The following is a 23,704-nucleotide window of genomic DNA, read 5'->3' on the forward strand; positions in this document are numbered from 1 at the left end:
TAGTTAACCTGTTTCTTTATTCAGCTGATGGCTTTTTAGTTCGCTTAGTCTTTCTCGGACGACTGTTTGGCTTCTTCTTAGTTGCCTTGCGAACTTTAGGTTTCTTACCTTTCCCGTCATTGTTGCTTTCAACAGGAGTACCATCTGGTCGTTTAGTCGGCTCTACGTTTGGTGAAGCCTGGCGACCCGGTTTGTTTGCTTTAATACCGCGCTTTTTCTCTTTGGCTTTTTTCTGTGCTTCCGCTGCTCGCTTCTTCGCGGTCTTGCCTTTGCCGCGTAGCTTACGACTTGTTTCGACTAATTCAAAGTCAATTTGGCGATCATCTAAGTTAACGGAAAGCACTTTCACTTTCACCGCATCACCTAAACGATAAATCGCACCAAAGCTTTCGCCGATAAGTCGTTGACCAATCGGATCAAACTGGTAGTAGTCATTCGCTAGTGATGAAATATGCACTAAGCCATCAATATGAAGCTCGGTTAGACGAACAAAGAAGCCAAAACTAGTGACATTGGCAATCACGCCATCAAGTTCATCGCCAACATGGTCTTGCATGTATTCACATTTGAGCCAATCAGATACTTCGCGCGTTGCATCATCAGCACGACGCTCGGTCATTGAGCATTGCTCGCCATACACATCCATATCATCGAATGAGTAATGGAAACCACCCGTTGGTGTCCAACGATCTTGGTTACGACCTTCCTCTTTGGCAATTAGATATTTGATTGCACGGTGAAGCAACAAGTCAGGGTAACGACGAATTGGTGAAGTAAAGTGCGCATAGCGTTTTAGCGCCAAACCAAAGTGCCCGCAGTTGTCAGCGTTATACACTGCCTGTTTCATTGAACGTAGCAGCATGGTTTGAATCAGTTCTTTGTCCTGACGCTCTGCGATTTGTTTTACCAGATCCGCATAGTCAGTTGGCGATGGTTCTAGACCACCGTTTAGGTGTAGACCTAACTCACCTAAGAAATCGCGGAAACCTTGCAGGCGAAGTTCACCCGGCGATTCGTGAATACGGAACAAGGCTGGCTCTTTGGCTTTTTCAACCAAAGAAGCAGATGCGATGTTCGCCAGAATCATACACTCTTCGATAATCTTGTGTGCATCATTACGGATAACCGGTTCAATACGGTCAATTTTGCGTTCTGCGTTAAAGATAAACTTGGTTTCTATCGTTTCAAACTCGATGGCACCACGATTATCACGAGCATGCTTAAGCACTTTGTACATCTTATGCAGCTCTTCAAGATCCGGTACAAGCGGCTCGTAGCGCTGGCGTAACTCTTCATCACCATCCAAAATCGCGCCTACTTTGTTGTAGGTGAGACGAGCGTGAGAGTTCATTACCGCTTCATAGTGTTTATAACCTGATAGCTTACCGCTTTCAGAAATGGTCATCTCACACACCATACACAAGCGATCCACTTGCGGGTTGAGTGAACACAGGCCATTAGAAAGCACTTCTGGCAACATCGGCACCACTTGCGATGGGAAATAAACCGAGTTACCACGGTTGATGGCTTCTTTATCTAGCGCTGTATCAGGGCGAACATAGTAACTTACATCAGCAATCGCTACCCATAAGCGCCAGCCACCGCTCTTCTTCGCTTGACAGTAAACCGCATCATCAAAGTCACGTGCATCTTCACCATCAATGGTGACTAATGGTAAGTCACGTAAATCAACACGGCCTGCTTTCGCTTCTTCAGGCACTTCTTCACCTAGGTTTGCGATTTGCTTGTCTACTGCTTCTGGCCACTCATGGGGGATTTGGTGAGTACGAATCGCAATTTGTGTTTCCATGCCCGGCGCCATGTTCTCGCCTAGCACTTCGATAACTTTACCCATCATGCCACGCGAGCGCGAACCACGATCGGTAATTTCAATCACCACCACATTACCCATGCGAGCGCTGCCTTTGTGCTCATTAGGGATAAGAATATCTTGGCTAATACGTGAGTCATCCGGCACAACATATGAGTAGCCATACTCAAGGAAGAAACGGCCAACAATCTGGCTCTTACGCTCTTCTAGCACACGAACTAAACGGCCTTCCTTACGACCTCGTTTCGAGTTATCCGTTGGCTGCACTAATACAAAGTCACCATGAATGATGTTCTTCATTTGATGGTGTGGCAGCACGATGTCGTTATCTTTACCGACACTTCCTTCTGGTCTTACCCAGCCATGACCGTCTTTGTGACCAATCACATAGCCTTTAACCATTTCTAGTTTTGCAGGTAAGGCATAACACTGGCGACGAGTGAACACTAACTGGCCATCTCGCTCCATTGCTCTTAGTCGACGACGCAATCCTTCATATTGATCCTCGCCATCAAGTTGAAGCGCATCAAATAGATCGTTGCGATTGAGAGGCACTCCTGCCTTTTCAAGAAATTCTAAAATGAATTCTCGGCTAGGAATCGGATTCTCATAATTTTTAGATTCACGATCAGCAAATGGATCGTTTTGGATTTGGTCTGACATAAGCAAGCCCAATTAAGGAAGGTATAAAGCTATTATATCCGAGTCATTAACTAAGCTACAGTTAACCCGCTACAAAAACCCAAAATAAGGCTGTAATTTTCATAACTTAGCACCTCTTTATACAAAGCTTCACAGCCAAAGACTTAGATCACAGTTCCTTGCAAACACCCAAGCAAACGTTTGCAATGTAACACGCAAATTGCCATATTCAGGGCGTTTTCCTATTCCATTCAAACAATAAGGTTTCCTATGAGTATTAAGCGCTCTCTTATCGCCTCTGCGATTGCTAGCCTTGGCCTTTTCTCTGCTCAATCATTCGCTGTTGAAAATGTCGATTTGATGATCACAGACGCAATGGTACTGACCATGAACCAAGATAAAACGGTTTATGAGAGTGGTACTGTAGTAGTCAAGGACAACAAGATCCTAGCCGTTGGTGATGAGTCACTAGCGAAGCAATACAAAGCTAACAAGACTTTAGATGTCGATGGCGATATTGTAATGCCAGGACTCATTAATACTCATACTCACGTCTCAATGACCGTGTTCCGCTCATTGGCTGATGATGTGCCTGACCGCTTACATCGCTACATATTCCCACTGGAAGCTAAGTTAGTTTCTCGCGATATGGTTCGTATCGGCGCCAACTTAGGTAACGTTGAGATGATCAAAGGTGGTGTCACCACTTACGCTGACATGTATTACTTTGAAGATGAAGTTGCTAAGACGGTCGATAAGATTGGTATGCGTGCCATCCTAGGTGAAACAGTGATTAAGTTCCCGGTTGCTGATGCCGCAAATGCTGATGAAGGCATCCAATACGCGCTTAACTTTATTGAAGAATACAAAGACCATCCTCGTATTACACCAGCGTTTGCACCGCACGCGCCTTATACTAACACCACTGAAACGTTGCAGAAAATCGCTAAGCTTTCGTTAGAGAAAGATGTGCCAGTGTTAATTCACCTAGCAGAATCTCACCGTGAAGAAGAGAAGATTGCAAAACGTGCTGATGGTATGTCGCCAGTCGAATACATGAACAGCATTGGCGCACTAAACGAGAACCTAGTTGGCGCGCACATGATTTTGGTCGATGACCAAGATATCGAGTTGGTAAAAGAATCCGGTATGGGTGTAGCGCACAACATGAGCGCTAACATCAAATCTGCAAAAGGCGTATCACCAGCGCTGAAAATGTATGACCAAGACGTGCGCATCGGCCTAGGTACTGATGGCCCAATGTCAGGTAACACGCTAAGTACTATTGATGAATTCAACCAAGTGGCGAAAGTGCACAAACTGGTTAATAAAGACCGCGCAGCCATGCCACCAATCAAAGTGATTGATATGGCAACCATGGGCGCAGCAAAAGCACTACGTATGGAAGATAAAGTTGGTTCATTAGAAGCAGGTAAACTGGCGGATATCATTGTTATCGATACTAAAGCGCCAAATATGGTACCGGTTTACAACCCATACTCAGCCTTAGTTTACTCAGCAAACTCTGGCAACGTTCGTCACTCGATTGTCGACGGTAAAATCCTAATGCAAGACCGCGAAATGCTGACAGTAGATGAAGAAGCGATTCGAAAAGAAGCGCTAGAGTTTACCGAGGTGGTTCGTAAAACTGTGATTGAATCGGGTGAAGTGGTTCAGTAACCTCGCTCCCCAATAGAGTTTATATAAAACAAATGCCCAGCAAGTGCTGGGCATTTTTGTATGTGCAGGTTGAATGTTCTCTGGATTGGCTACCAGAAAGTATCGCGGCGTTTCGCTCGAGCGATGATGTTATCGGGCATTCGCTGTTCTAAGCCATGCCTCAAACGGGAAATACGTTTGTGTTGACGCTGATCTGCGGTGACCGTGTTATACAGCCAGCGATAAGCATCCTCGTAATCGAGTGGACTACCGTAGTCGCGTAGTAAGAGTTCTGCGAGATGGATACGGGCATTCAAATTGCCCATTGCTGCCGCCTCACGAAGGTATGGAATCGCACGCTCTTTATCTTGCTGCACCAAAGTGCCACGCGAGTAATAACGACCCAATTGTTCAAGCGCCGTAGGCAAACCTTGATGGGCAGCGTTTTCCATATAATAAAGACCGAGTTCGACATCTTGGTCAACACATACGCCCCAAGCCAACATATCTCCGTAGAGGAACTCATACGCAGGTAGGCTAATACGCGTAGCGCGCGCCACGATATCTTCTACTAACTGGCAGTTATCTGCCTTTACTCGTTCTAAATGTTTATTCTGTTCAATCAGTTTTATCAGTTCAGCTTCGGAGTATATGGGCACCGGCTCACCAATATCGGCCACACTTGCATGGGCCAGTGATGAGCTCAATGTCAGCATCAACGAAACTGCTACTGTTCGTAGCTTCATACCTGCACTCTTTATTGATTCCGACGGCCTACCCTTCCCAGTTAGACGCAATGAGCCACGGGAACTTAGGCAGGTTTGATAACTTTATCGGCAATAAACGCAAACTCTTTAGACAAAATTTGCCGCGTGTTGGCAACAGTTTGCCATAGTGTGATGAAAAATCCACCATCAAACAGGCATAAAAAAACCGACTCATTGAGCCGGTTTTTAGAATCTTTAGAAATCAATCATTAAGCGTTAAATGGGTGAACCTTGATGATTGTTTCGTTACGGTCTGGACCTGTAGAGATGATGTCTACCGGTACGCCTGTCAATTCTTCAATACGCTTGATGTAGTCAAGTGCTGCCTTTGGTAGGTCATCAATTGATTTCGCACCAAATGTGTTCTCAGACCAACCTGGCATAGTTTCGTAGATAGGCGTCGCTTTTTCGAATGCTTCAGCAGCCATTGGCGAAACTTCTAGGATAGAACCATCGTCCATCTTGTAACCAGTACAGATTTTCAGTTCTTCTAGGCCATCTAGTACGTCTAGTTTAGTTAGACAGAAACCAGTAACAGAGTTGATTTGGATTGCACGACGCATAGCAACAGCATCGAACCAACCAGTACGGCGTAGACGACCAGTTGTCGCGCCGAACTCATGACCAACGTCACCTAGGTGCTTACCTACTGGGTCTTGCTTATCTAGACCATCGTATAGCTCAGTCGGGAATGGACCAGCACCAACACGAGTACAGTACGCTTTAGCAATACCAAGGATGTAACCGATGTGACGAGGACCGAAACCAGAACCTGCAGCAACACCACCAGCAGTCGTGTTAGAAGAAGTTACGTACGGGTAAGTACCGTGGTCGATATCTAGTAGAGTACCTTGAGCGCCTTCGAACATGATCTTGTCGCCGCGCTTACGTGCTGCATCTAGTTCGTCAGTTACGTCGATAACCATTGAAGTTAGTAGATCTGCGTAACCCATTGCTTGCTCAAGTACTTCTTCGTAGCTTACTGGCTCAGCTTTGTAGAAGTGAACTAGTTGGAAGTTATGGTATTCCATTACTTCTTTTAGTTTTTCTGCGAAAGCTTCTTTATCAAATAGATCGCCAACACGTAGGCCGCGACGAGCCACTTTATCTTCGTAAGCTGGACCAATACCACGACCCGTTGTACCAATTGCTTTTTTACCGCGAGCGATTTCGCGCGCTTGGTCCATAGCAACGTGGTAAGGAAGAATTAGAGGACATGCTTCAGAAATGAAAAGACGCTCGCGTACAGGGATACCGCGCTCTTCAAGAGGCTTCATTTCTTTCAGTAGAGCTTCAGGTGATAGAACTACACCGTTACCGATAACACATTTTACGTTATCGCGAAGGATACCTGATGGAATTAAGTGAAGAACGGTTTTTTCACCGTCAATTACTAGAGTGTGGCCTGCGTTGTGACCGCCTTGGTAGCGAACCACATATTTTGCATCTTCAGTTAAAAGGTCTACGATTTTACCTTTACCTTCGTCACCCCATTGGGTGCCTAGAACGACTACGTTATTTCCCATCTTTCCAAGTCTGATTGCTGATTAAAAATGGATTCTAGCACTGAATGACGCGACTTGCAGTCATTTTTTAATCATACAAGTGTCACAAAGCAATAAGCCGTTGAGTAACTTAACAAAGCGCTAATGCTATCAGGCTTAATCTTCCGCATAGATTTTTATACTAGTACGCCCATCGACATCCATTGATGCGCGATACATTCCGGAACAATTGAGAGCAAAATGGATATTTCCTTTAGCATCAAGCGCAATCACGCCGCCTTCTCCACCAAGCTGTTTTAACTCACCTTGCACCACAGTTTCACTGGCAGTAGCAACATCCTCTTTTAGGTAACGCATTCGCGCTGCGATGTCCCCAGCCACTTGCTTACGAATAAACAATTCACCCATGCCAGTGGCTGAAATGGCGACATTACCATTTTCAGCAAAGGTACCCGCACCAATAACTGCAGAGTCACCCACTCGGCCATATTGCTTATTGGTAATCCCACCAGTACTTGTGGCTGCTGCTAGGTTGCCGTACTGATCTAATGCTACCGCACCGACTGTGCCATGCTTTTCATCGTCAGGAAACTCACTGTATTTCGCTTCCGACAAGGCAAACTGGCCGCGCGCTTTCATCAGTTGCAGTTGGTCATAACGACGGTCAGTAAAGAAGTAGTCTTGCTCGACAAACTCATGACCATGTTTAAAAGCGAACTCTTCCGCTCCTTCGCCAACCAAAAAGACATGCTCAGATTGCTTCATCACATCAAACGCCAGTTGTACTGGATTTTTAATATGTTTAACTCCTGCGATAGCACCTGCTTGGCAGTTGGCACCATGCATAACAGATGCATCCATCTCGACCATTTCTTTATGGGTTAACACTGAGCCTTTACCCGCGTTGAAATGCGGAGAATCTTCTAGCACTTTCACCGCAGCGATCGCCGCCTCTAATGCATCTTGGCCTTGTTGCAATAACTGATGACCCGCATTAACTGCGGTTTGAAGGTCTTGGCAAATTGCCGCTTGCAGTTCTTCACTCATGTTTTCTCGCAGAATAGTGCCAGCACCACCATGAATGGCGATCGCAAAAGGATGACTCATATAAACCTCAAACAATGGATACAAAAAAGGCGTCACTTAGCACTAAGCAACGCCTTTAATTTAGCATGAATTACCTGATAACTCAGGCAATCTCAATATTAGTGAGAACCGCAACCGCCGCCACCGCAGCAGCCGCCTTCTTTCTCTTCGTGGTCGTGACCGTGGCCTTCGCCACCACAGCAGCCACCTTCGTGATCGTGGTCGTGACCACAACCGCCAGCTTGGTGAACGTGGCCGTGTTGAATTTCTTCTTCAGTCGCTTCACGTACTGCAACAACTTCAACGTCGAAAGTCAGTGTTTGACCAGCAAGCATGTGGTTGCCGTCTACAACAACTTCGTCGCCGTCTACTTCTGTTACTTCTACAGGGATTGGACCTTGGTCAGTGTCCGCTAGGAAGCGCATACCAACTTCGATTTCATCCACACCTTGGAATACGTTAGCAGGCACGCGTTGAACAAGTGCGTCGTTGTGCTCGCCGTATGCTTCTTCAGGAGAAACTGTTGCAGAGAATTTGTCGCCAGCTACTTTACCTTCTAGCTCTTTTTCTAGGCCAGTGATTAGGTTGTTGTTACCGTGAAGGTAATCTAGAGGTGCTTCAGCTGTTGATTGGTCAACAACTACGCCGTCTTCTAGTTTCACTTGGTACGCTAGACTTACGACTACATTCTTTTCAATTTTCATAATTGCTCCAAGGCGCTTAAGATCCCGAATAACACATTCAGGAATAAATCAATAACCTTGGTATTATGGGGATTAAATAATGAAACTCAATCAATCAGGTTTAAAAATCCCGATCATTTCTTCACCACCCCGTTCAGTTTTCTCTACAGATTGCGGTTTGCGTTGTTCTTGATAGCTACAGTCGACACACTCGACAAGCTCAATATTATTCTCTATCCACCAGCGTAATGTGTCTTGTTGATTGCACTTTGGGCAACTGGCGCCTGCGATAAATCTCTTCTTCATTAACTTCACTTCATTATTGGGCTGATTCAAAGGGGTTATTCGCCTAATCCCAGAAGTTTTTGGCTTGCTGGTCGTTTTCCATCTCTCGGCCAAAGATCTCTTCCAGTTCTTTACGGGCTTCTTTGGCTCTTAAGGCCAATTGTTTATCTTCATTGTGTTGGGGTAATAACTCTTTAAGCATAGCGTTATCGAGTTTTCTAAAATGCGCTTCTGCTCGATGGGCTTGATACGGGTGCATACCAAGTTCGACTAAAACCTGCTTACCTAAATCTAATGCGCCTAAGAAGGTTTCACGCGAGTATTTATCCACCCCATGGCTGAGCAATTGGTACGCTTCCACACGGCTGCGCGCACGCGCCATCAGTTTTAGGTTGGGAAAATGCTGCTTACAGATATCAACGATCTGCATGATTTCATCGGGAGAATCCGTACATAGCACCATGGCCTCTGCCTTATCAGCGCCTGCGGCTCTTAATAAATCAAGCTGGGTCGCATCACCATAAAACACTTTATAACCATATTTACGTAGCAAATGAATTTGGCTCGCGTCACTCTCTAATACCGTCAGTTTTATCTTATTGGCATACATCAAGCGGCCAACAATCTGACCAAAACGACCAAAGCCAGCAATGATGACTCTCGGCTGCTTATTGATAATGTCAGTATCGAGATTGGCCTCATCAGATACATTCAACCAGCGTGCGTACCACTTTCTCTGCCCCATCAATAACAGCGGAGTCGTCACCATAGATAAGCTAACTACAACCAAAAGAAAGGCAGTCTGCTCTGACGTCAAAATGCCTTGGCTTAGCGCCGCGGTAAATATTACAAAAGCGAACTCACCGCCTTGACTCAAAATAGCCGCCATTCGGCTGCGCGATTTTGGTCTACTGCCAGATAAGCGAGCCAACAGATACAACACCATCCCCTTTGCCGCCACAAGCGCAAACACGCACACCAAAATGGTAAACGGATGATGAGCTAATAACCCCAAATTGACCGCCATACCTACGGCGATAAAGAACAGGCCTAGCAGTAACCCTTTAAATGGCTCAATCGCAATCTCTAACTCATGGCGATATTCACTTTCAGCTAACAGCACACCGGCAAGGAAAGCGCCTAATGCCATTGAAAGGCCCAGTTGCTTCATCACCAACGCAATGCCAATCACTAACAGCAGCGCGGCAACGGTAAATAGCTCACGAACCCCACTCATCACTACATAGCGGAATAGTGGCCTTAGCAGGAAATGACCGCCGACGAGCAAACCAATCACGCCGCCAAGCATCCATAGTGCATCATTCCAGTTACCAGAGGTATTACCGGCCAGTAATGGCAGCAAAGCCAACATTGGAATCACCGCAATGTCTTGGAATAGCAACACAGCAAAACCGGACTGTCCGGTTTCACTGCCGGCAAGCCCTTGCTCTTCTATCACTTTTAATGCAATGGCCGTTGAGGACAGGGCTAAACCCATACCGATAACGAGGCTCACTTGCCAACTCAATCCAAGCAAACTCACTACGGAAGATAACAGTGCCGTGGTAATTACTACCTGCGCGCCACCTAAGCCAAGAATAGGCCCACGCATTTGCCACAGTTTTTTGGGATTCAGCTCAAGGCCAATCAGAAACAGCAGCAGCACCACGCCAAACTCAGCGAAATGGAGGATCGCATCCACATCGCGGATAAGCCCTAAACCCCATGGGCCAATAGCAACACCCGCAAGTAGGTAACCAAGAACGGAACCTAAGCCCAAGCGCTGAGCCAAGGGCACCGCAACTACGGCTGCAGTAAGAAATATTGCACTGCTTTGGAGGAAGTCACTTTCAAGTGCCATCTTGTCCTCCTTGCATTGGAACTGGGTTGTTCAACCATTGGCGGTAGATTTCGGCATGCTGATAGCGCTCGACGTCCGAAATATTGCGCGCCCAATAGAGCACTAATGGCTCAATCCAAGTCATACGACACAATGCCGCAGTCAGTTCAAACGGTTGTAAGATTTGCTCAAGTGGATATTTGTTATAGCCGTGTTCACCAAATGCCTCTTGATTACCGCCGGTGGTAATCACACTGCGCCAATACTTATTGGCTAGCGCGCTACCGTCACCATAGGCAAAGCCTTTGCCTAACACACGGTCAAGCCATTCTTTCAGCAAAGCAGGACAAGAATAAAGATACATTGGATGCTGAAATACGATCACATCATGAGCCAGTAAGCGCTCATGTTCAGCATTCACATCAATAAAGAAATCGGGATAGTGGGCGTAAAGATCGTGCACAGTGACATGTTCAAGAGATTCGATCTTTTTGATCATCACTTGATTAGCCACCGAAGTTTGAGACTCCGGGTGGGCATAGATAACTAACACTTTTTTCTGACTTTGAGCAGGTGACATCATTCCTTGAACATCCGCCTTTTTATGAGAGTCTTTATCGCTGTTATCAATAGTGAAACAGAACAAGACCTTATTTTCGTTATCAGTTTGTTATACGCGCTTAGTACCAATAACGCAATGATCGACTTTTCCAGATATTCCCCCTACTATGCGTGGCGAAACGATTAAAGATAAAGCAGAACTATGATTACCTTCTCTGACATCCAGCTCCTTCGTGGCGGAAAACCGCTTCTTGACCAAGCTTCAGCGACGATTCATCCCGGCGATAAAGTAGGCCTTGTTGGCAAAAACGGTTGTGGTAAATCCACCCTATTCGCCTTGATCAAAGATGAACTCTCTATCGATGCTGGTAATTTTAGCAAACCCTCTCATTGGGAGATGGCTTGGGTTGCACAGGAGACCCCAGCACTAGAGCGTGCTGCATTGGAATATGTGATAGATGGTGATCGCGAGTACCGCGAGTTAGAGCGTCAACTGCAACAAGCAGAACAAGACGACAACGGCACTTTAGTCGCAGACATTCATGGCAAAATTGAAACTATCGGTGGTTACAGCATTCGCGCACGCGCGGCTGAGCTGCTAGATGGTCTTGGTTTTAGCCAAGTTCAGATGGGTTGGAACTTAACTCAGTTCTCAGGTGGTTGGCGTATGCGCCTTAACCTAGCTCAAGCCCTACTTTGCCGCTCAGACCTGTTATTGCTCGATGAGCCAACCAACCACTTAGACCTTGATGCGGTAATGTGGTTAGAACGTTGGCTACAAAACTACCCTGGTACGTTGGTGCTTATTTCTCACGACCGCGACTTCCTCGATCCAATTGTGAATCGCGTTATCCACGTTGAGAACCAACTGCTTAACGAATACACCGGTAACTACTCATCGTTTGAAGACCAGCGCGCGCAAAAGCTTATTCTGCAACAAGCTCAGTACCAAAAGCAGCAGAAACAAATGGCGCACATGCAAAGCTATATTGACCGCTTCCGCTACAAAGCATCAAAAGCACGCCAAGCGCAAAGCCGTATTAAAGCGCTAGAACGCATGGAAAAAGTGCTACCTGCGCAGTTTGATAACCCATTTAGCTTCGAGTTCCGCGAGCCTGACACGCTACCAAACCCAATCATCATGATGGATGACGTGTCGGCAGGTTACGATGACAACCTCATCCTAGACAAAATCCGTTTGAACCTTGTACCGGGCAGTCGCATTGGTCTACTTGGCCGCAATGGTGCGGGTAAATCGACTCTAATCAAATTACTCTCTGGTGAGCTAAAGCCGCAAGGTGGCGATCTTACCTACTCGCAAGGGGTCAAAATTGGTTACTTCGCGCAGCATCAGCTAGAAACGCTGCACCCAGAAGAAACCCCACTGCAACACATGATGCAAATTGCCCCAGACAAGAACGAACTAGAACTGCGTAACTATTTAGGCAGCTTTGGTTTTAACGGTGATAAAGCACTAGAAAAAGTAGCGCCGTTTTCCGGCGGTGAGAAAGCCCGCTTAGTATTAGCGTTAGTGGTATGGCAAAAACCAAACCTATTGCTGCTCGATGAACCAACCAACCACCTTGATTTGGATATGCGCCAAGCATTGACGATGGCGCTGCAAACCTTTGAAGGTGCGATGGTAATCGTATCGCACGACCGTTACTTGCTACGTGCCACCACCGATGATCTTTACCTCGTGCATGATCGCCAAGTCGCGCCATTCGATGGTGATTTAAATGATTACTATAAATGGCTGACTGAGCAACAAAAAGCAGAACGTCGCGAAGCTCAAGCAGAGCAGCCAGAGAAAAACTCGGCTAACAGCGCTGCGGCGAAAAAAGAACAAAAGCGACGCGAAGCAGAGTTTCGTAAGCAGACCGCGCCAATTCGCAAAAAACTGACACAACTTGAACAGAAAATGGATAAGTTGGGTGAATCATTAGCCGATGCAGAGACGCAATTGTCTGATAACTCTCTGTATGAAGCCGAAAACAAAGCTAAACTTAATCAGGTACTCGCGCTACAAGCCAACAGTAAATCTGAACTTGAAGAAGTTGAAATGGATTGGATGGCGCTGCAAGAAGAACTTGAGCAAATGGAACAGGAATTCAGCGATTTATGAGTATAGAGCACGTAAGAGTTTCCCTCACACTAGAACGTCTATGGCAATTTAGCTTGCAGTACTACAGTGTGCGAGAGGTAAAAGAAGCGTGCTTGAACTTACAAAATCAATTCAAAGGTAATGTTAACTTGCTGCTGCTACTTAAATGGCTTGATGAGCAGCAAGTGACCATTGATGAGCAAGATTGGCATAAGGTAGAAGAGTGCCTTGGCCGTTCGGAATCGCTGCTTAATAGCTTTCGTGAGTTAAGACGAAAGCTAAAATTCAACTTATCAGACACCTTGTACCGTGAAGCGCTGCAATTTGAACTCCAGCTCGAAAAGCAGCAACAATCCGATCTGGTGGATTGTGTGAACAGCTTTACGTTGAGTAATGCCACTGGTGAAGCGCTAACTCTACGTTACTGTCGTCAATTAGGCGGAGAACACCTTTACGATATCTTCGCTTTGCCCTTTGAACCTACCGACCCACCTCAATAAACATGACTCAATTCACTGCCGCGACTGGGCTATCCAACCCACACCTACAAACTCTCGCGCCGCGCTTTATCCGTAAAAAAGCCCTGTTTGAACCGATTTGGCAAACTTTGGATACGCCGGATGGTGACTTCCTTGATTTAGCGTGGAGTGAAAATAAAGACGCAGAAGCCGCCAAAAACAAACCGCTGTTTGTTTTGTTTCATGGCCTAGAAGGCTGCTTTTATAGCCCGTATGCCAATGGCTTAATGAATGCGTTTGCCAAACAAGGTTGGCTATCGGTCATGATGCACTTTCGCGGCTGTAGCGGTAAACCAAACAAGCTCGCTCGTGCTTATCACTCAGGTGAAGTGAAAGATGCTCGTCTGTTTTTAGAATATCTAAACCAGATCTTTCCACAGCAAAAGAAAGTGGCGGTGGGTATATCGCTTGGCGGCAATATGCTAGCGAACTATTTGGCCGAGTACGCGGATGAGCCACTACTTGATGCAGCATCGATTGTCTCAGCGCCACTCGACTTATCAGCATGCTCTGAACGAATCGAACAAGGCTTCTCCAAACTCTACAAAGCCTACCTGCTCAACTCGTTAAAACGCAACGCACTGCGCAAGCATCATCTATTAAAAGGCGAACTGGATTTAAGTTATCAGTCGATCAAGCGTGTGACTCGATTATACGAGTTTGACGATCTGATCACCGCACCTTTGCATGGTTTTAAAGATGCCGAAGATTACTATCAGCGCTGCTCAGGTATTCATCGCCTACAAGAGATCCGTTTACCGACGCAAATCATTCACGCCAAAGACGATCCATTTATGACGGATGCAGTGATCCCACAATTTGTGCTACCAGATAACATCGACTATCGTTTACTTGAGCAAGGCGGTCATGTCGGCTTTGTGAGTGGTTCTGTTTTGAAACCTCGCTTTTGGTTAGAAGAGACACTTCCTGCTTACTATCAGTGTTTGAAGTCGGCATAATAGTGCTCCTACCATTACCCATGGTTAAACGTCATAGAATAAAGAGGTATTTATGATTGTTCCTTGGCAACAAATCGATTCAGAAACATTAGATAACCTAATTCGCGAATTCGTACTACGCGAAGGCACCGATTACGGCGCGCAAGAAATGTCACTGCAGAGCAAAGTAGAGCAAGTTCGCAAGCAAATCGAAACAGGTGAAGCGGTGGTGGTCTATTCCGAGCTGCATGAAACCGTCGACATTCAAGTTAAAGCCAAGTTCTAGATCTGCGCACACATTTCGACTGCTCGCTATCTAACAAACCGTGTTATATTGTTGTTTCTAGGCTGTTATACCGTTAACTCATAACAGTCCAAACAGGTAAGTTATCTAGAGACAAGGTTTGTCATGTCAGCAAAACATCCGATCATAGCGGTAACGGGTTCTTCTGGAGCCGGTACCACGACTACTTCTGAAGCCTTCCGCAAAATGTTCAATATGATGGACATTAAACCTGCATGGGTTGAAGGCGATAGCTTCCACCGATTCACTCGCCCTGAAATGGATGTCGAAATTCGTAAAGCGCGCGAGCAAGGGCGTCACATCAGCTACTTTGGGCCACAAGCCAATGACTTCCCTGGGCTTGCTGAGTTCTTCCGTCAATACGGTAATGATGGCACAGGCCAAGTACGCCGCTACCTTCACACCTTTGATGAAGCCGTGCCTTATAATCAAATGCCCGGTACATTCACCCCATGGCAAGATCTACCGGAAAACAGCGATGTACTGTTTTATGAAGGATTACATGGTGGCGTGGTCGACGGCGATGTTAACGCAGCGCAGCATGTCGACTTTTTGATTGGCATGGTGCCGATTGTAAACCTTGAATGGATTCAAAAATTCGTCCGTGATACTCGTGACCGCGGCCACTCCCGTGAAGCGGTGATGGATTCGATCGTGCGTTCAATGGATGACTACCTCAACTACATCACCCCGCAGTTTTCACGTACTCATATCAACTTTCAGCGTGTGCCAACTGTCGATACCTCCAACCCATTAGATGCCAAAGGTATCCCGAGTTTGGATGAAAGCTTCGTTGTTATACGTTTGCGCGGCTTCAAAAACGTTGATTATCCGTACTTGCTCGCAATGATAGATGGCTCATTTATGTCGCGCCATAACACGCTCGTAGTGCCTGGCGGGAAAATGAGTTTCGCCATGGAGCTCATCGTAAGACCGATTCTTCAACAGTTAATCGAAACCGGAAAAATTGGTTAAACCAAGTCGCTAGAACACGATTACTTTTCATACCGTGATCATGTGCACGTTTTTGCTTAAAAAATAGCATCTTGGACCCGATTAAAATCAAGAAATCGTTCGGGAAAAAGGATACTATTTGTAACCGAAACACAAGATAGCTTGCAGCATGACTAAAGTGCTCTTATTCTGGCTATCCCATTTGGGCTTAGCTAAAACATGGAAAGCGGCAAGCGTACCCTGCAGAGGAAGTGAGATATTATGGTTCTAGGTAAACCTCAAACCGACCCAACATTAGAGTGGTTCCTTTCACACTGTCATATTCATAAGTACCCATCAAAAAGCACGCTGATCCACGCGGGCGAAAAAGCAGAAACTTTATACTACATCGTTAAAGGTTCTGTAGCGGTTCTTATTAAAGACGAAGAAGGTAAGGAAATGATCCTTTCTTACCTAAACCAAGGTGATTTCATCGGTGAACTTGGTCTATTCGAAGAAGACCAAGAGCGTACAGCTTGGGTTCGTGCCAAGTCTCCTTGTGAAGTAGCGGAAATCTCATTCAAGAAATTCCGTCAGCTTATCCAAGTAAACCCTGACATCCTGATGCGTCTATCTTCTCAGATGGCTCGTCGCCTACAAGTGACAAGCCAAAAAGTAGGTGACCTAGCGTTCCTAGACGTAACTGGTCGTATCGCTCAAACGCTACTAAACCTAGCGAAACAACCTGACGCGATGACTCACCCAGACGGCATGCAAATCAAGATCACTCGTCAAGAGATTGGCCAAATTGTTGGTTGTTCTCGTGAAACAGTAGGTCGTATCTTGAAAATGCTAGAAGAGCAGAACCTAATCTCTGCTCACGGTAAGACGATTGTTGTTTACGGTACTCGCTAATTTCTAGTTATTAGAAATCGAGAAAATTTCAAAGCCACCCATTGGGTGGCTTTTTGTTTTTAGGTGGAAAGCAAAAATCTAGTTGTTGGTACTTTCAAATATCTTGTCTGCGGATGCTGCGACAAATCCTGAATAGAGTTCTCCATTTGCCATTGGATAGCGTTTCGCGAACTCATAAAAACCACCTGGGATTTGATACACGCCATCATCGAAGTCGACTTTTACTTTATCGGCCATGGTTGCCGATTGTTCTAACAATACCTCTGGCGAACCTTTTACTTCCCCACCCGATTGGTTAATCAAAAAACCTGCGGCGCTCAGATGATCATTGACCTGTTGCACTTCTTCAAACTGGTTAAGCTGATTTACGCTTACGGTAAAGTGATTAGCACCGTAGCCATGCGCGGCAACCCAAGAGGCATATTCACTCTCTTCGGCCAACAATTGGTAATCTCGATGCTCGAGCGACCAAGGCCTTCCCGAAAACAAGAAATCAAACCCTTTCAATTGAGAGGCATCCACTTCAGCCACAAGCTTTTTCACCAAGGTTTGCAACTGTTCTGAACACTCTTCGACTTTGAGCTCACTGATGAACACTTTTGGTTGGCGTGGGTCAGGATGCTCATAATGTTTGGCAACCAGCTTTTTACTTTCAAACAGGTAATCACCTGCTTCTTGATAGCCCAGTTGTAAAAAAGGTGTCGCTAAAACGGATAAGTTAACTGGTTCAAGGTTGAAAGTACGTAGAGCAATATGGTCATTGATCAGTGGATCATCTTCTTTCAGCAGTCGATGAACATTACCTGCTGACGGACACAAACGTTCTGTGTAGTCGTCCCAGAGTGACTGAAACAGTAGGTCTGGCGTCATAACGCCTCCTTGGTGTTGGGTTTTGTTATCGGTATCAATATTCTTGTTGTGTAATTAAGGATAGTAGAGGCCATCTCACTCGGCTAAGAAGAGATGGCCTTCAACCTGTGACGTAGTAAAATGTTAACTATGATTCGCTGTTATAGTGTTAAACCCGGGCTAAGTGTCGCGGGTAGCAAAGTCTCTGAACCTTCCATCGAAGCCATTGGGTAAGCACAATAATCCGCAGCGTAGTAAGCACTTGGGCGCAAGTTACCCGAGGCTCCAGGCCCACCAAATGGCGCATCGCCACTGGCTCCAGTTAGCTGTCGGTTTCGATTTACAATGCCAGCGCGAATATGATCAACGAAGTATTCCCACTCACTGTCATCGGTAGACACTAACCCTGCCGATAAACCAAAGCGGGTATCGTTGGCAAGCTCAACCGCCTGCTCTAAACCTTGATAACGAATCACTTGTAGTAATGGGCCAAAGTATTCTTCATCTGGCAGCTGTTCAATAGCGGTGACGTCGATAATCCCTGGGCTAACAAACGCGGCTTCGCCACCTTTTGCTTCAACCAAGCTCTCTCCCCCCAACGATTGCAGATGGGTTTGCGCATTCAAGATAAACTCAGCGGCGGCTTGAGAGATTTGCGGCCCCATAAATGGAGCAGGTTCGGCAAATGGTTGGTCGACACGAATATTGCGCGTAGCTTCGACCAATTTCGCCAACAATTGGTCGCCCTTCTCACTACTTGGTACATACAAACGACGTGCACAAGTACAGCGCTGCCCGGCACTAATAAATGCTGACTGAATAATGGTATAAACGGTCGCATCAAGGTCACCAAACTGCTCAGAGATAACCATAGGGTTATTACCCCCCATCTCTAAAGCCAGCATCTTATCGGGTTGCCCCGCAAATTGGCGGTGGAGAATATGGCCCGTATTTGCGCTGCCTGTAAACAAGAGGCCATCAATGCCTTTTGATTCAGCGAGAGCAATCCCTGTCTCTTTCGCCCCTTGCACTAAGTTAATCACACCGTCAGGTAACCCTGCTTGTTGCCAAAGCTTCATGGCAAACTCACCCGTCCAAGGAGTCTGCTCTGATGGCTTAAATACCACGGTATTACCTGCAAGAAGTGCCGGCACAATGTGCCCATTAGGTAGATGCCCCGGGAAATTGTAAGGGCCAAACACCGCCATCACACCGAGCGGTCTGTGGCGTAATACAATTTGGTTACCTACGGCCTCTCGAGTCGCCTCGCCTGTTCGTTCATGGTAAGCGCGAATAGAGATAGCGATTTTACCTGCCATTGCGCCCGCTTCAGTGCGCGTCTCCCACAATGGCTTACCCGTTTCTTTGGCGATGATTTCAGCAATTTGCTCGCTATGTTCTTTAACCAATTCAGCAAAACGCAGTACCACCGCTTCGCGCTGTTCAAAGCTGGTCTTTTTCCATACTAAGAAAGCTTCTCGCGCTGCGGATACCGCCGCTTCTACTTGAGCCGACGTCGCGCTATCACTTTGCCAAATTACCTCATTGTTGTATGGGCTAATTGAGCTCATAGGATCGCCTTGTCCGGCAACCCATTGTCCTGCAATCCAATGTGACATTTGCGTATCCTTTTTATTGAGGTAACTTTTATTGCGGTAACAGGCGAACGTAATCGCCCTGCTCAACCTGAAGCGCTTTGGCAGCTTCAGCATTAATAATCACACTCTCGCTTGCTTGGTCATATGCGGCTTTTGTCGCTACCGCGCGGAAATCTTCAAACGAGGTATTGCTCATAAGGTAATCTTGAGAACTTGAGTGCTCGCTGATTTCCACTTTGGCTCTAAATGAGTGGCGCACTGACTCGATATTTCGCAGGTCGCACTCCACCGTTGGGCCACCATCAAAAATATCGACGTAGTTCCGACAAGTGAACCCTTCATTCTCGAGAAGACGTAATGCGGGTTTGGTATTGTCATGTACCTTACCGATGACCTCTTGCGCCTCTGGGCTCAGCAAGTTGATATAAATTGGCAGTTTAGGCATCAAATCCGCGATAAAGCCTTTCTTACCGATCCCGGTTAGATAATCTGCCATGGTGAAATCAATCGAGAAGAAGTGCTCTTGCAACCACTGCCAGAAAGGCGAATTACCTTCATCGTCAGAGACACCACGCATCTCGGCAAAGACAGTTTCAGAGAAACGATGTGGATGTTCGGCCATCATCAAGAAGCGACATTTCGACATCAATCGGCCATTCAAACCACCACGAAATGCAGGGCGCAAAAACAAAGTGCAGATTTCAGAACAACCCGTGTAGTTATTACCGAACGTCAGTAACTTAACCACGTTGTTGACACCAAGCTTAGGTGAAGAGTGCACTATGGTACTGATGTGATAAGAGTAAAACGGCACATCCCAGCCGATAGAGGCTTCAATACCAGTACAACCCGCAACTTCATTGGTTTCGCTGTCAAAGCCAACCATTAGATAGCCTTCGTCACCTGGTTGAGTCACGTCTGGTTTTGAAAAACTGTACTCTGAATGTTGAATGCGGTTGGTTAACAATTTTTCGTTAACCGGTAGTGATGTGAATCCGTGTCCTGACTCTACGGCGCAGGTGTGCAGCGCGTCGTAATCTGACATGTTGATAGGTCGAATAACCAGCATCGATACTCCCTCCTGATGCAGGATACCAATGCTACCAACCACATGCTCCTTTACCGATGCAAAGCGATTAACCAATGTTGGTAGCATTTGTATAAGTTTTTAAATTTTCCTTATTTAACGAGCGATGCAATGGCTCGTTCTAGTTTTTCTAATCCTTGTTCAATATCTTGTTTAGTAATCACCAACGATGGCGTAAAGCGAACCACATTTGGCCCAGCAACCAATACCATCAATCCTTGTTTGCCTGCGGCGAGCAAAATGTCACGCGCACGGCCTTGCCACTCTTCATTGAGTGCAGCACCAAGGAGTAGGCCTTTGCCTCGAATTTCACTAAACACTTGGTACTTATCATTAATCTTAGTTAATCCATCACGGAATAAAGCTTCACGCTCTAAAACGCCACTTAACGTATCTGGGTGACCGACCACATCAACGACCGCTTCCGCCACAGCACATGCCAATGGGTTACCACCATACGTTGAACCGTGTGTGCCTACTTTTAAGTGTTCAGCCAAACGGCTGGTTGTCAGCATCGCGCCGATAGGGAAACCGCCACCAAGGGATTTAGCGGTGCTGAGAATATCTGGTGTTACACCTAAGCCTTGATAAGCATAGAAGTGACCAGTACGGCCATTACCGGTTTGCACCTCATCGAAGATCAGCAGTGCATCATGTTTATCACACAGTTCACGCACGGCTTGGGCAAACTCGTCAGTTGGGGAAATAATGCCACCCTCACCTTGCAACGGCTCCATCATCACCGCACAAGTACGCTCTGACATGTGTGCTTTTAATGCTTCTATATCATTGTAAGGAAGATGGGTTACATCACCCGGTTTTGGACCAAAGCCATCTGAGTAGGCTGCTTGACCACCAACAGTTACCGTGAAGAAAGTACGGCCATGGAAGCCTTGTTTAAAGGCGATAATTTCAGACTTTTCTGGGCCGTGAATATCCGCAGCGTAACGGCGGGCTAGCTTCAATGCTGCTTCATTGGCTTCAGCACCAGAGTTAGCAAAAAAGACTTTATCTGCGAAACACAAATCCGTCAGTTTCTTTGCTAAGCGAAGCGCAGGTTCGTTAGTCATGACATTACTTAGATGCCATAGTTTTTGACCTTGCTCAGTTAAGGCATTCACCATTGCTGGGTGGCAATGACCCAGGCAACTCACTGCAATCCCACCAGCAAAATCGATGTATTCGTTACCATCTTGATCCCAAACTCGTGAGCCTTCACCTTTAACTGGGATCATTTCCATAGGGCTGTAACAAGGCACCATTACCTCATCAAACAAGCCACGTTCAATCTTATTTTCTACCGTCATCGCACATTCCCTCTCGATACCGCATGCCAATGCAGGTTTGCATCCTTACCTACTCCAACTCAAATACAGCTATATATTTGGTATAAGTATAGAAACAAGTTGTTTGTTTTACATTTCTGCAGACACGGCATTGTATTTACATTTAATTAACCATTTCAATAGCGTTTTATTCTTTTTGAATTTCATCGTCGAGAGCAAAAACCACCATTAGTGATTATTTATGCATCATTCCATTTCTTTTATGAAGCAATTTATAGTTATGGATTAAATAAGTTACGGTTTAGTCTGACTTACCGAACTGGAGTGAAGAAAGAGATTGAATGCAGCCCGCATACAATTTCAAGGTAAAATGCACGCGCGAGATATGAATTAAATGTTAAGAAAAGTGATCTGAGTCGGGATTATTTGACCTAAATGACCATCAAACAGTGCGTTTTAAGAAGTTTTCTAGCAATTGGTGACCTTGTTCGGTCTTAATTGACTCTGGATGGAACTGAACCGCATCAATTGGCAGAATTTTGTGCTGATAACCCATAATTTCATCCATCTCGCCATCTTCTCGCTCTGTCCAAGCCGTCAACTCAAAACAATCAGGCAAGGTATCACTCTTCACGACCAAAGAGTGGTAGCGAGTCACGGTCAATGGGTTATTTAAACCACGAAAGACGCTTGTACCATTGTGGCGAATAGGAGAGGTTTTACCATGCATCACTTGGCGCGCACGCACCACTTCACCACCAAACACTTGAGCTATCGCTTGATGGCCTAAACAAACCCCAAGAATCGGTAATTTACCCACAAAGTGCTCTATCGCGGCGAGCGAGATACCCGCTTCATTCGGTGTGCATGGCCCAGGGGAGATCACAAGATGAGTTGGCTGTAATGCTTCAATACCTGCAATATCGATTTGGTCATTACGTACCACTTGCACCTCAACACCTAACTCACAAAAGTACTGGTAGAGGTTATAAGTAAATGAATCGTAATTATCGATAATAAGTAACATGGCAGGTCTACAGCTCTAATACCAAAGTAATTGTTAAACATGGCTCGCGCGGTATTGTGCAATAGACACTGGCAAACACAAAGCCTTAATTCAAAATAATCGTAGCAAAAACTAGCGCGCACAAAAAAGGCCAGCAATCGCTGACCTTTCTACCATTTAATCTAATTACAGTGGGCGAGACACAAAGCCAACTGCATCGTACACTTTCTTCAATGTCACAAGTGCGCGCTCAGATGCTTTTTCAGCGCCCTGCTTCATCACTTGATCCATGTATGCACGATCTTCACGGATACGGCGGTATTCGGCTTGAATAGGCTCAAGCATCGCCACTAGCGCTTCACCCACATCTTTCTTGAATGGACCATACATTTCCACGCCTTGGTATTTCGCTTCAATCTCTTCGAAGCTCATACCTGTCGCTGCTGAGTAAAGACCCATTAGGTTAGAGATGCCCGCTTTGCTATCCCAATCGTGCGCGATACGTGGTGGAGTTTCGGTATCCGTTTGCGCTTTGTTGATCTTCTTAAGAATCGACTTAGGCTCTTCTAGCAGAGTGATCACGTTCTTACGGTTATCATCTGACTTAGACATCTTCTTAGTCGCATCTTGAAGGCTCATTACACGCGCATTCACGGTTGGAATGTACGGCTCTGGAACTGTGAAGATTGGGCTTTCTGGCGAGTAGATGTTGTTAAAGCGAGTCGCAATATCACGCGCTAGCTCTAAGTGCTGCTTCTGGTCATTACCGACTGGTACTTGGTGCGCACCATAAAGCAGAATGTCAGCCGCCATCAGCACTGGGTAGCCAAATAGACCTGCGTTTACGTCGTTCGCGTAGCGTGCAGACTTATCTTTAAACTGAGTCATACGGCTCAGTTCACCCATTTGAGTGTAGCAGTTAAGAAGCCAACCAAGTTGAGCATGCTCTGGTACGTGTGACTGAACAAATAGCGTGCTCTTTTGTGGGTCAACACCAACTGCTAAACAGATTGCTAATGCGTCTAGGGTTGCTTCATGCAGTGCTTTCGGGTCTTGACGAACCGTAATAGCATGCAGATCAACCACGCAGTATTGGCAATCGTAATCGTCTTGCATCTGTTGCCATTGACGTAGAGCACCCAAGTAGTTACCGATACTTAGTTCACCTGACGGTTGAACACCACTCAATACGATGGGCTTGCTCATGGACGAATTCCTTTGACTTCTTAATCTAATTAAATGAAACCGCGCTTCTATACTCTCTTAGAGCAAGAATACGCGGCTTTCCAGTGTACTCATTGATAAGT

At 46.0% G+C, this 23,704-nt stretch carries 21 protein-coding genes; 7 read left to right on the plus strand and 14 right to left on the minus strand.

What is annotated here, in order from left to right; translation table 11 throughout:
• Nucleotides 1-16 precede the first annotated feature (16 nt).
• Nucleotides 17-2,494, minus strand: a complete 2,478-nt coding sequence (gene rnr / locus MU515_RS08405) for a ribonuclease R (protein WP_260259976.1) — start codon at nucleotides 2,492-2,494, stop codon at nucleotides 17-19.
• 249 nt (nucleotides 2,495-2,743) lie between these two features.
• On the opposite strand from rnr, the gene MU515_RS08410 reads away from it, so the two are divergent.
• Nucleotides 2,744-4,153, plus strand: coding sequence for an amidohydrolase (locus MU515_RS08410; protein WP_260259977.1), 1,410 nt, complete (start codon nucleotides 2,744-2,746; stop codon nucleotides 4,151-4,153).
• Nucleotides 4,154-4,242: 89 nt separating this feature from the next.
• Here the strand turns inward: MU515_RS08410 and motX are convergent, their stop codons facing one another.
• From motX to kefG, 7 genes are all read right to left on the minus strand, one after another.
• Entirely contained in the window at nucleotides 4,243-4,878 is a 636-nt protein-coding gene (gene motX / locus MU515_RS08415) for a flagellar protein MotX (RefSeq protein ID WP_260259978.1), read from the minus strand.
• 230 nt (nucleotides 4,879-5,108) lie between these two features.
• On the minus strand, nucleotides 5,109-6,425 hold the full coding sequence (locus MU515_RS08420) for an adenylosuccinate synthase (RefSeq protein ID WP_260259979.1): 1,317 nt from the start codon (nucleotides 6,423-6,425) through the stop codon (nucleotides 5,109-5,111).
• 135 nt (nucleotides 6,426-6,560) lie between these two features.
• Nucleotides 6,561-7,511, minus strand: a complete 951-nt coding sequence (locus tag MU515_RS08425; RefSeq protein WP_260259980.1) for an isoaspartyl peptidase/L-asparaginase family protein — start codon at nucleotides 7,509-7,511, stop codon at nucleotides 6,561-6,563.
• Nucleotides 7,512-7,609: 98 nt separating this feature from the next.
• A complete protein-coding gene (gene slyD, locus MU515_RS08430) occupies nucleotides 7,610-8,194 on the minus strand; it encodes a peptidylprolyl isomerase (RefSeq protein WP_260259981.1) in 585 nt (194 codons plus the stop codon).
• Between the two features lie 90 nt (nucleotides 8,195-8,284).
• Nucleotides 8,285-8,479, minus strand: a complete 195-nt coding sequence (locus tag MU515_RS08435; RefSeq protein ID WP_260259982.1) for a YheV family putative zinc ribbon protein — start codon at nucleotides 8,477-8,479, stop codon at nucleotides 8,285-8,287.
• A gap of 43 nt (nucleotides 8,480-8,522) precedes the next feature.
• Nucleotides 8,523-10,319 (minus strand): glutathione-regulated potassium-efflux system protein KefB, encoded by a 1,797-nt coding sequence (kefB, locus tag MU515_RS08440; protein WP_260259983.1) that lies wholly within the window; start codon nucleotides 10,317-10,319, stop codon nucleotides 8,523-8,525.
• Complete coding sequence (gene kefG, locus MU515_RS08445) at nucleotides 10,309-10,881, minus strand: glutathione-regulated potassium-efflux system ancillary protein KefG (RefSeq protein WP_260260166.1); 573 nt, start codon at nucleotides 10,879-10,881, stop codon at nucleotides 10,309-10,311. Before kefG ends, kefB begins: the two co-directional genes overlap by 11 nt.
• A 180-nt stretch (nucleotides 10,882-11,061) precedes the next feature.
• On the opposite strand from kefG, the gene MU515_RS08450 reads away from it, so the two are divergent.
• From MU515_RS08450 to crp, 6 genes are all read left to right on the plus strand, one after another.
• A complete protein-coding gene (locus MU515_RS08450) occupies nucleotides 11,062-12,984 on the plus strand; it encodes an ABC transporter ATP-binding protein (RefSeq protein WP_260259984.1) in 1,923 nt (640 codons plus the stop codon).
• On the plus strand, nucleotides 12,981-13,463 hold the full coding sequence (locus MU515_RS08455) for a TIGR02444 family protein (protein WP_260259985.1): 483 nt from the start codon (nucleotides 12,981-12,983) through the stop codon (nucleotides 13,461-13,463). The genes MU515_RS08450 and MU515_RS08455 overlap by 4 nt, the downstream gene beginning before the upstream one ends.
• Nucleotides 13,464-13,465: 2 nt before the next feature.
• Nucleotides 13,466-14,440 (plus strand): hydrolase, encoded by a 975-nt coding sequence (locus tag MU515_RS08460; protein WP_260259986.1) that lies wholly within the window; start codon nucleotides 13,466-13,468, stop codon nucleotides 14,438-14,440.
• Nucleotides 14,441-14,492: 52 nt separating this feature from the next.
• Nucleotides 14,493-14,705 carry a YheU family protein gene (locus MU515_RS08465; protein WP_260259987.1) on the plus strand — a complete coding sequence of 71 codons (213 nt, stop codon included), beginning with the start codon at nucleotides 14,493-14,495 and terminating at the stop codon, nucleotides 14,703-14,705.
• Nucleotides 14,706-14,828: 123 nt separating this feature from the next.
• Entirely contained in the window at nucleotides 14,829-15,698 is an 870-nt protein-coding gene (locus MU515_RS08470; RefSeq protein ID WP_260259988.1) for a phosphoribulokinase, read from the plus strand.
• A 240-nt stretch (nucleotides 15,699-15,938) separates the two neighbouring features.
• The gene (gene crp, locus MU515_RS08475; RefSeq protein ID WP_005597159.1) at nucleotides 15,939-16,571 is read left to right on the plus strand and encodes a cAMP-activated global transcriptional regulator CRP; all 633 of its coding nucleotides are present in this window, start codon (nucleotides 15,939-15,941) and stop codon (nucleotides 16,569-16,571) included.
• 78 nt (nucleotides 16,572-16,649) lie between these two features.
• On the opposite strand, the gene MU515_RS08480 is transcribed toward crp, so the two are convergent.
• The 6 genes from MU515_RS08480 to trpS form a co-directional block, all read right to left on the minus strand.
• Nucleotides 16,650-17,441 carry a DUF1338 domain-containing protein gene (locus MU515_RS08480; RefSeq protein WP_260259989.1) on the minus strand — a complete coding sequence of 264 codons (792 nt, stop codon included), beginning with the start codon at nucleotides 17,439-17,441 and terminating at the stop codon, nucleotides 16,650-16,652.
• Nucleotides 17,442-17,581: 140 nt separating this feature from the next.
• On the minus strand, nucleotides 17,582-19,039 hold the full coding sequence (astD, locus tag MU515_RS08485) for a succinylglutamate-semialdehyde dehydrogenase (protein ID WP_260259990.1): 1,458 nt from the start codon (nucleotides 19,037-19,039) through the stop codon (nucleotides 17,582-17,584).
• 28 nt (nucleotides 19,040-19,067) lie between these two features.
• The gene (gene astA, locus MU515_RS08490; protein ID WP_260259991.1) at nucleotides 19,068-20,087 is read right to left on the minus strand and encodes an arginine N-succinyltransferase; all 1,020 of its coding nucleotides are present in this window, start codon (nucleotides 20,085-20,087) and stop codon (nucleotides 19,068-19,070) included.
• A 110-nt stretch (nucleotides 20,088-20,197) separates the two neighbouring features.
• A complete protein-coding gene (locus MU515_RS08495) occupies nucleotides 20,198-21,412 on the minus strand; it encodes an aspartate aminotransferase family protein (protein WP_260259992.1) in 1,215 nt (404 codons plus the stop codon).
• 421 nt (nucleotides 21,413-21,833) lie between these two features.
• On the minus strand, nucleotides 21,834-22,418 hold the full coding sequence (locus MU515_RS08500) for an aminodeoxychorismate/anthranilate synthase component II (RefSeq protein WP_260259993.1): 585 nt from the start codon (nucleotides 22,416-22,418) through the stop codon (nucleotides 21,834-21,836).
• A 165-nt stretch (nucleotides 22,419-22,583) separates the two neighbouring features.
• A complete protein-coding gene (gene trpS / locus MU515_RS08505; protein ID WP_260259994.1) occupies nucleotides 22,584-23,603 on the minus strand; it encodes a tryptophan--tRNA ligase in 1,020 nt (339 codons plus the stop codon).
• Between the last annotated feature and the right edge of the window lie 101 nt (nucleotides 23,604-23,704).

It is taken from the genome of Vibrio intestinalis, from assembly GCF_025195085.2.
GTDB classification, from domain to species: domain Bacteria; phylum Pseudomonadota; class Gammaproteobacteria; order Enterobacterales; family Vibrionaceae; genus Vibrio; species Vibrio intestinalis.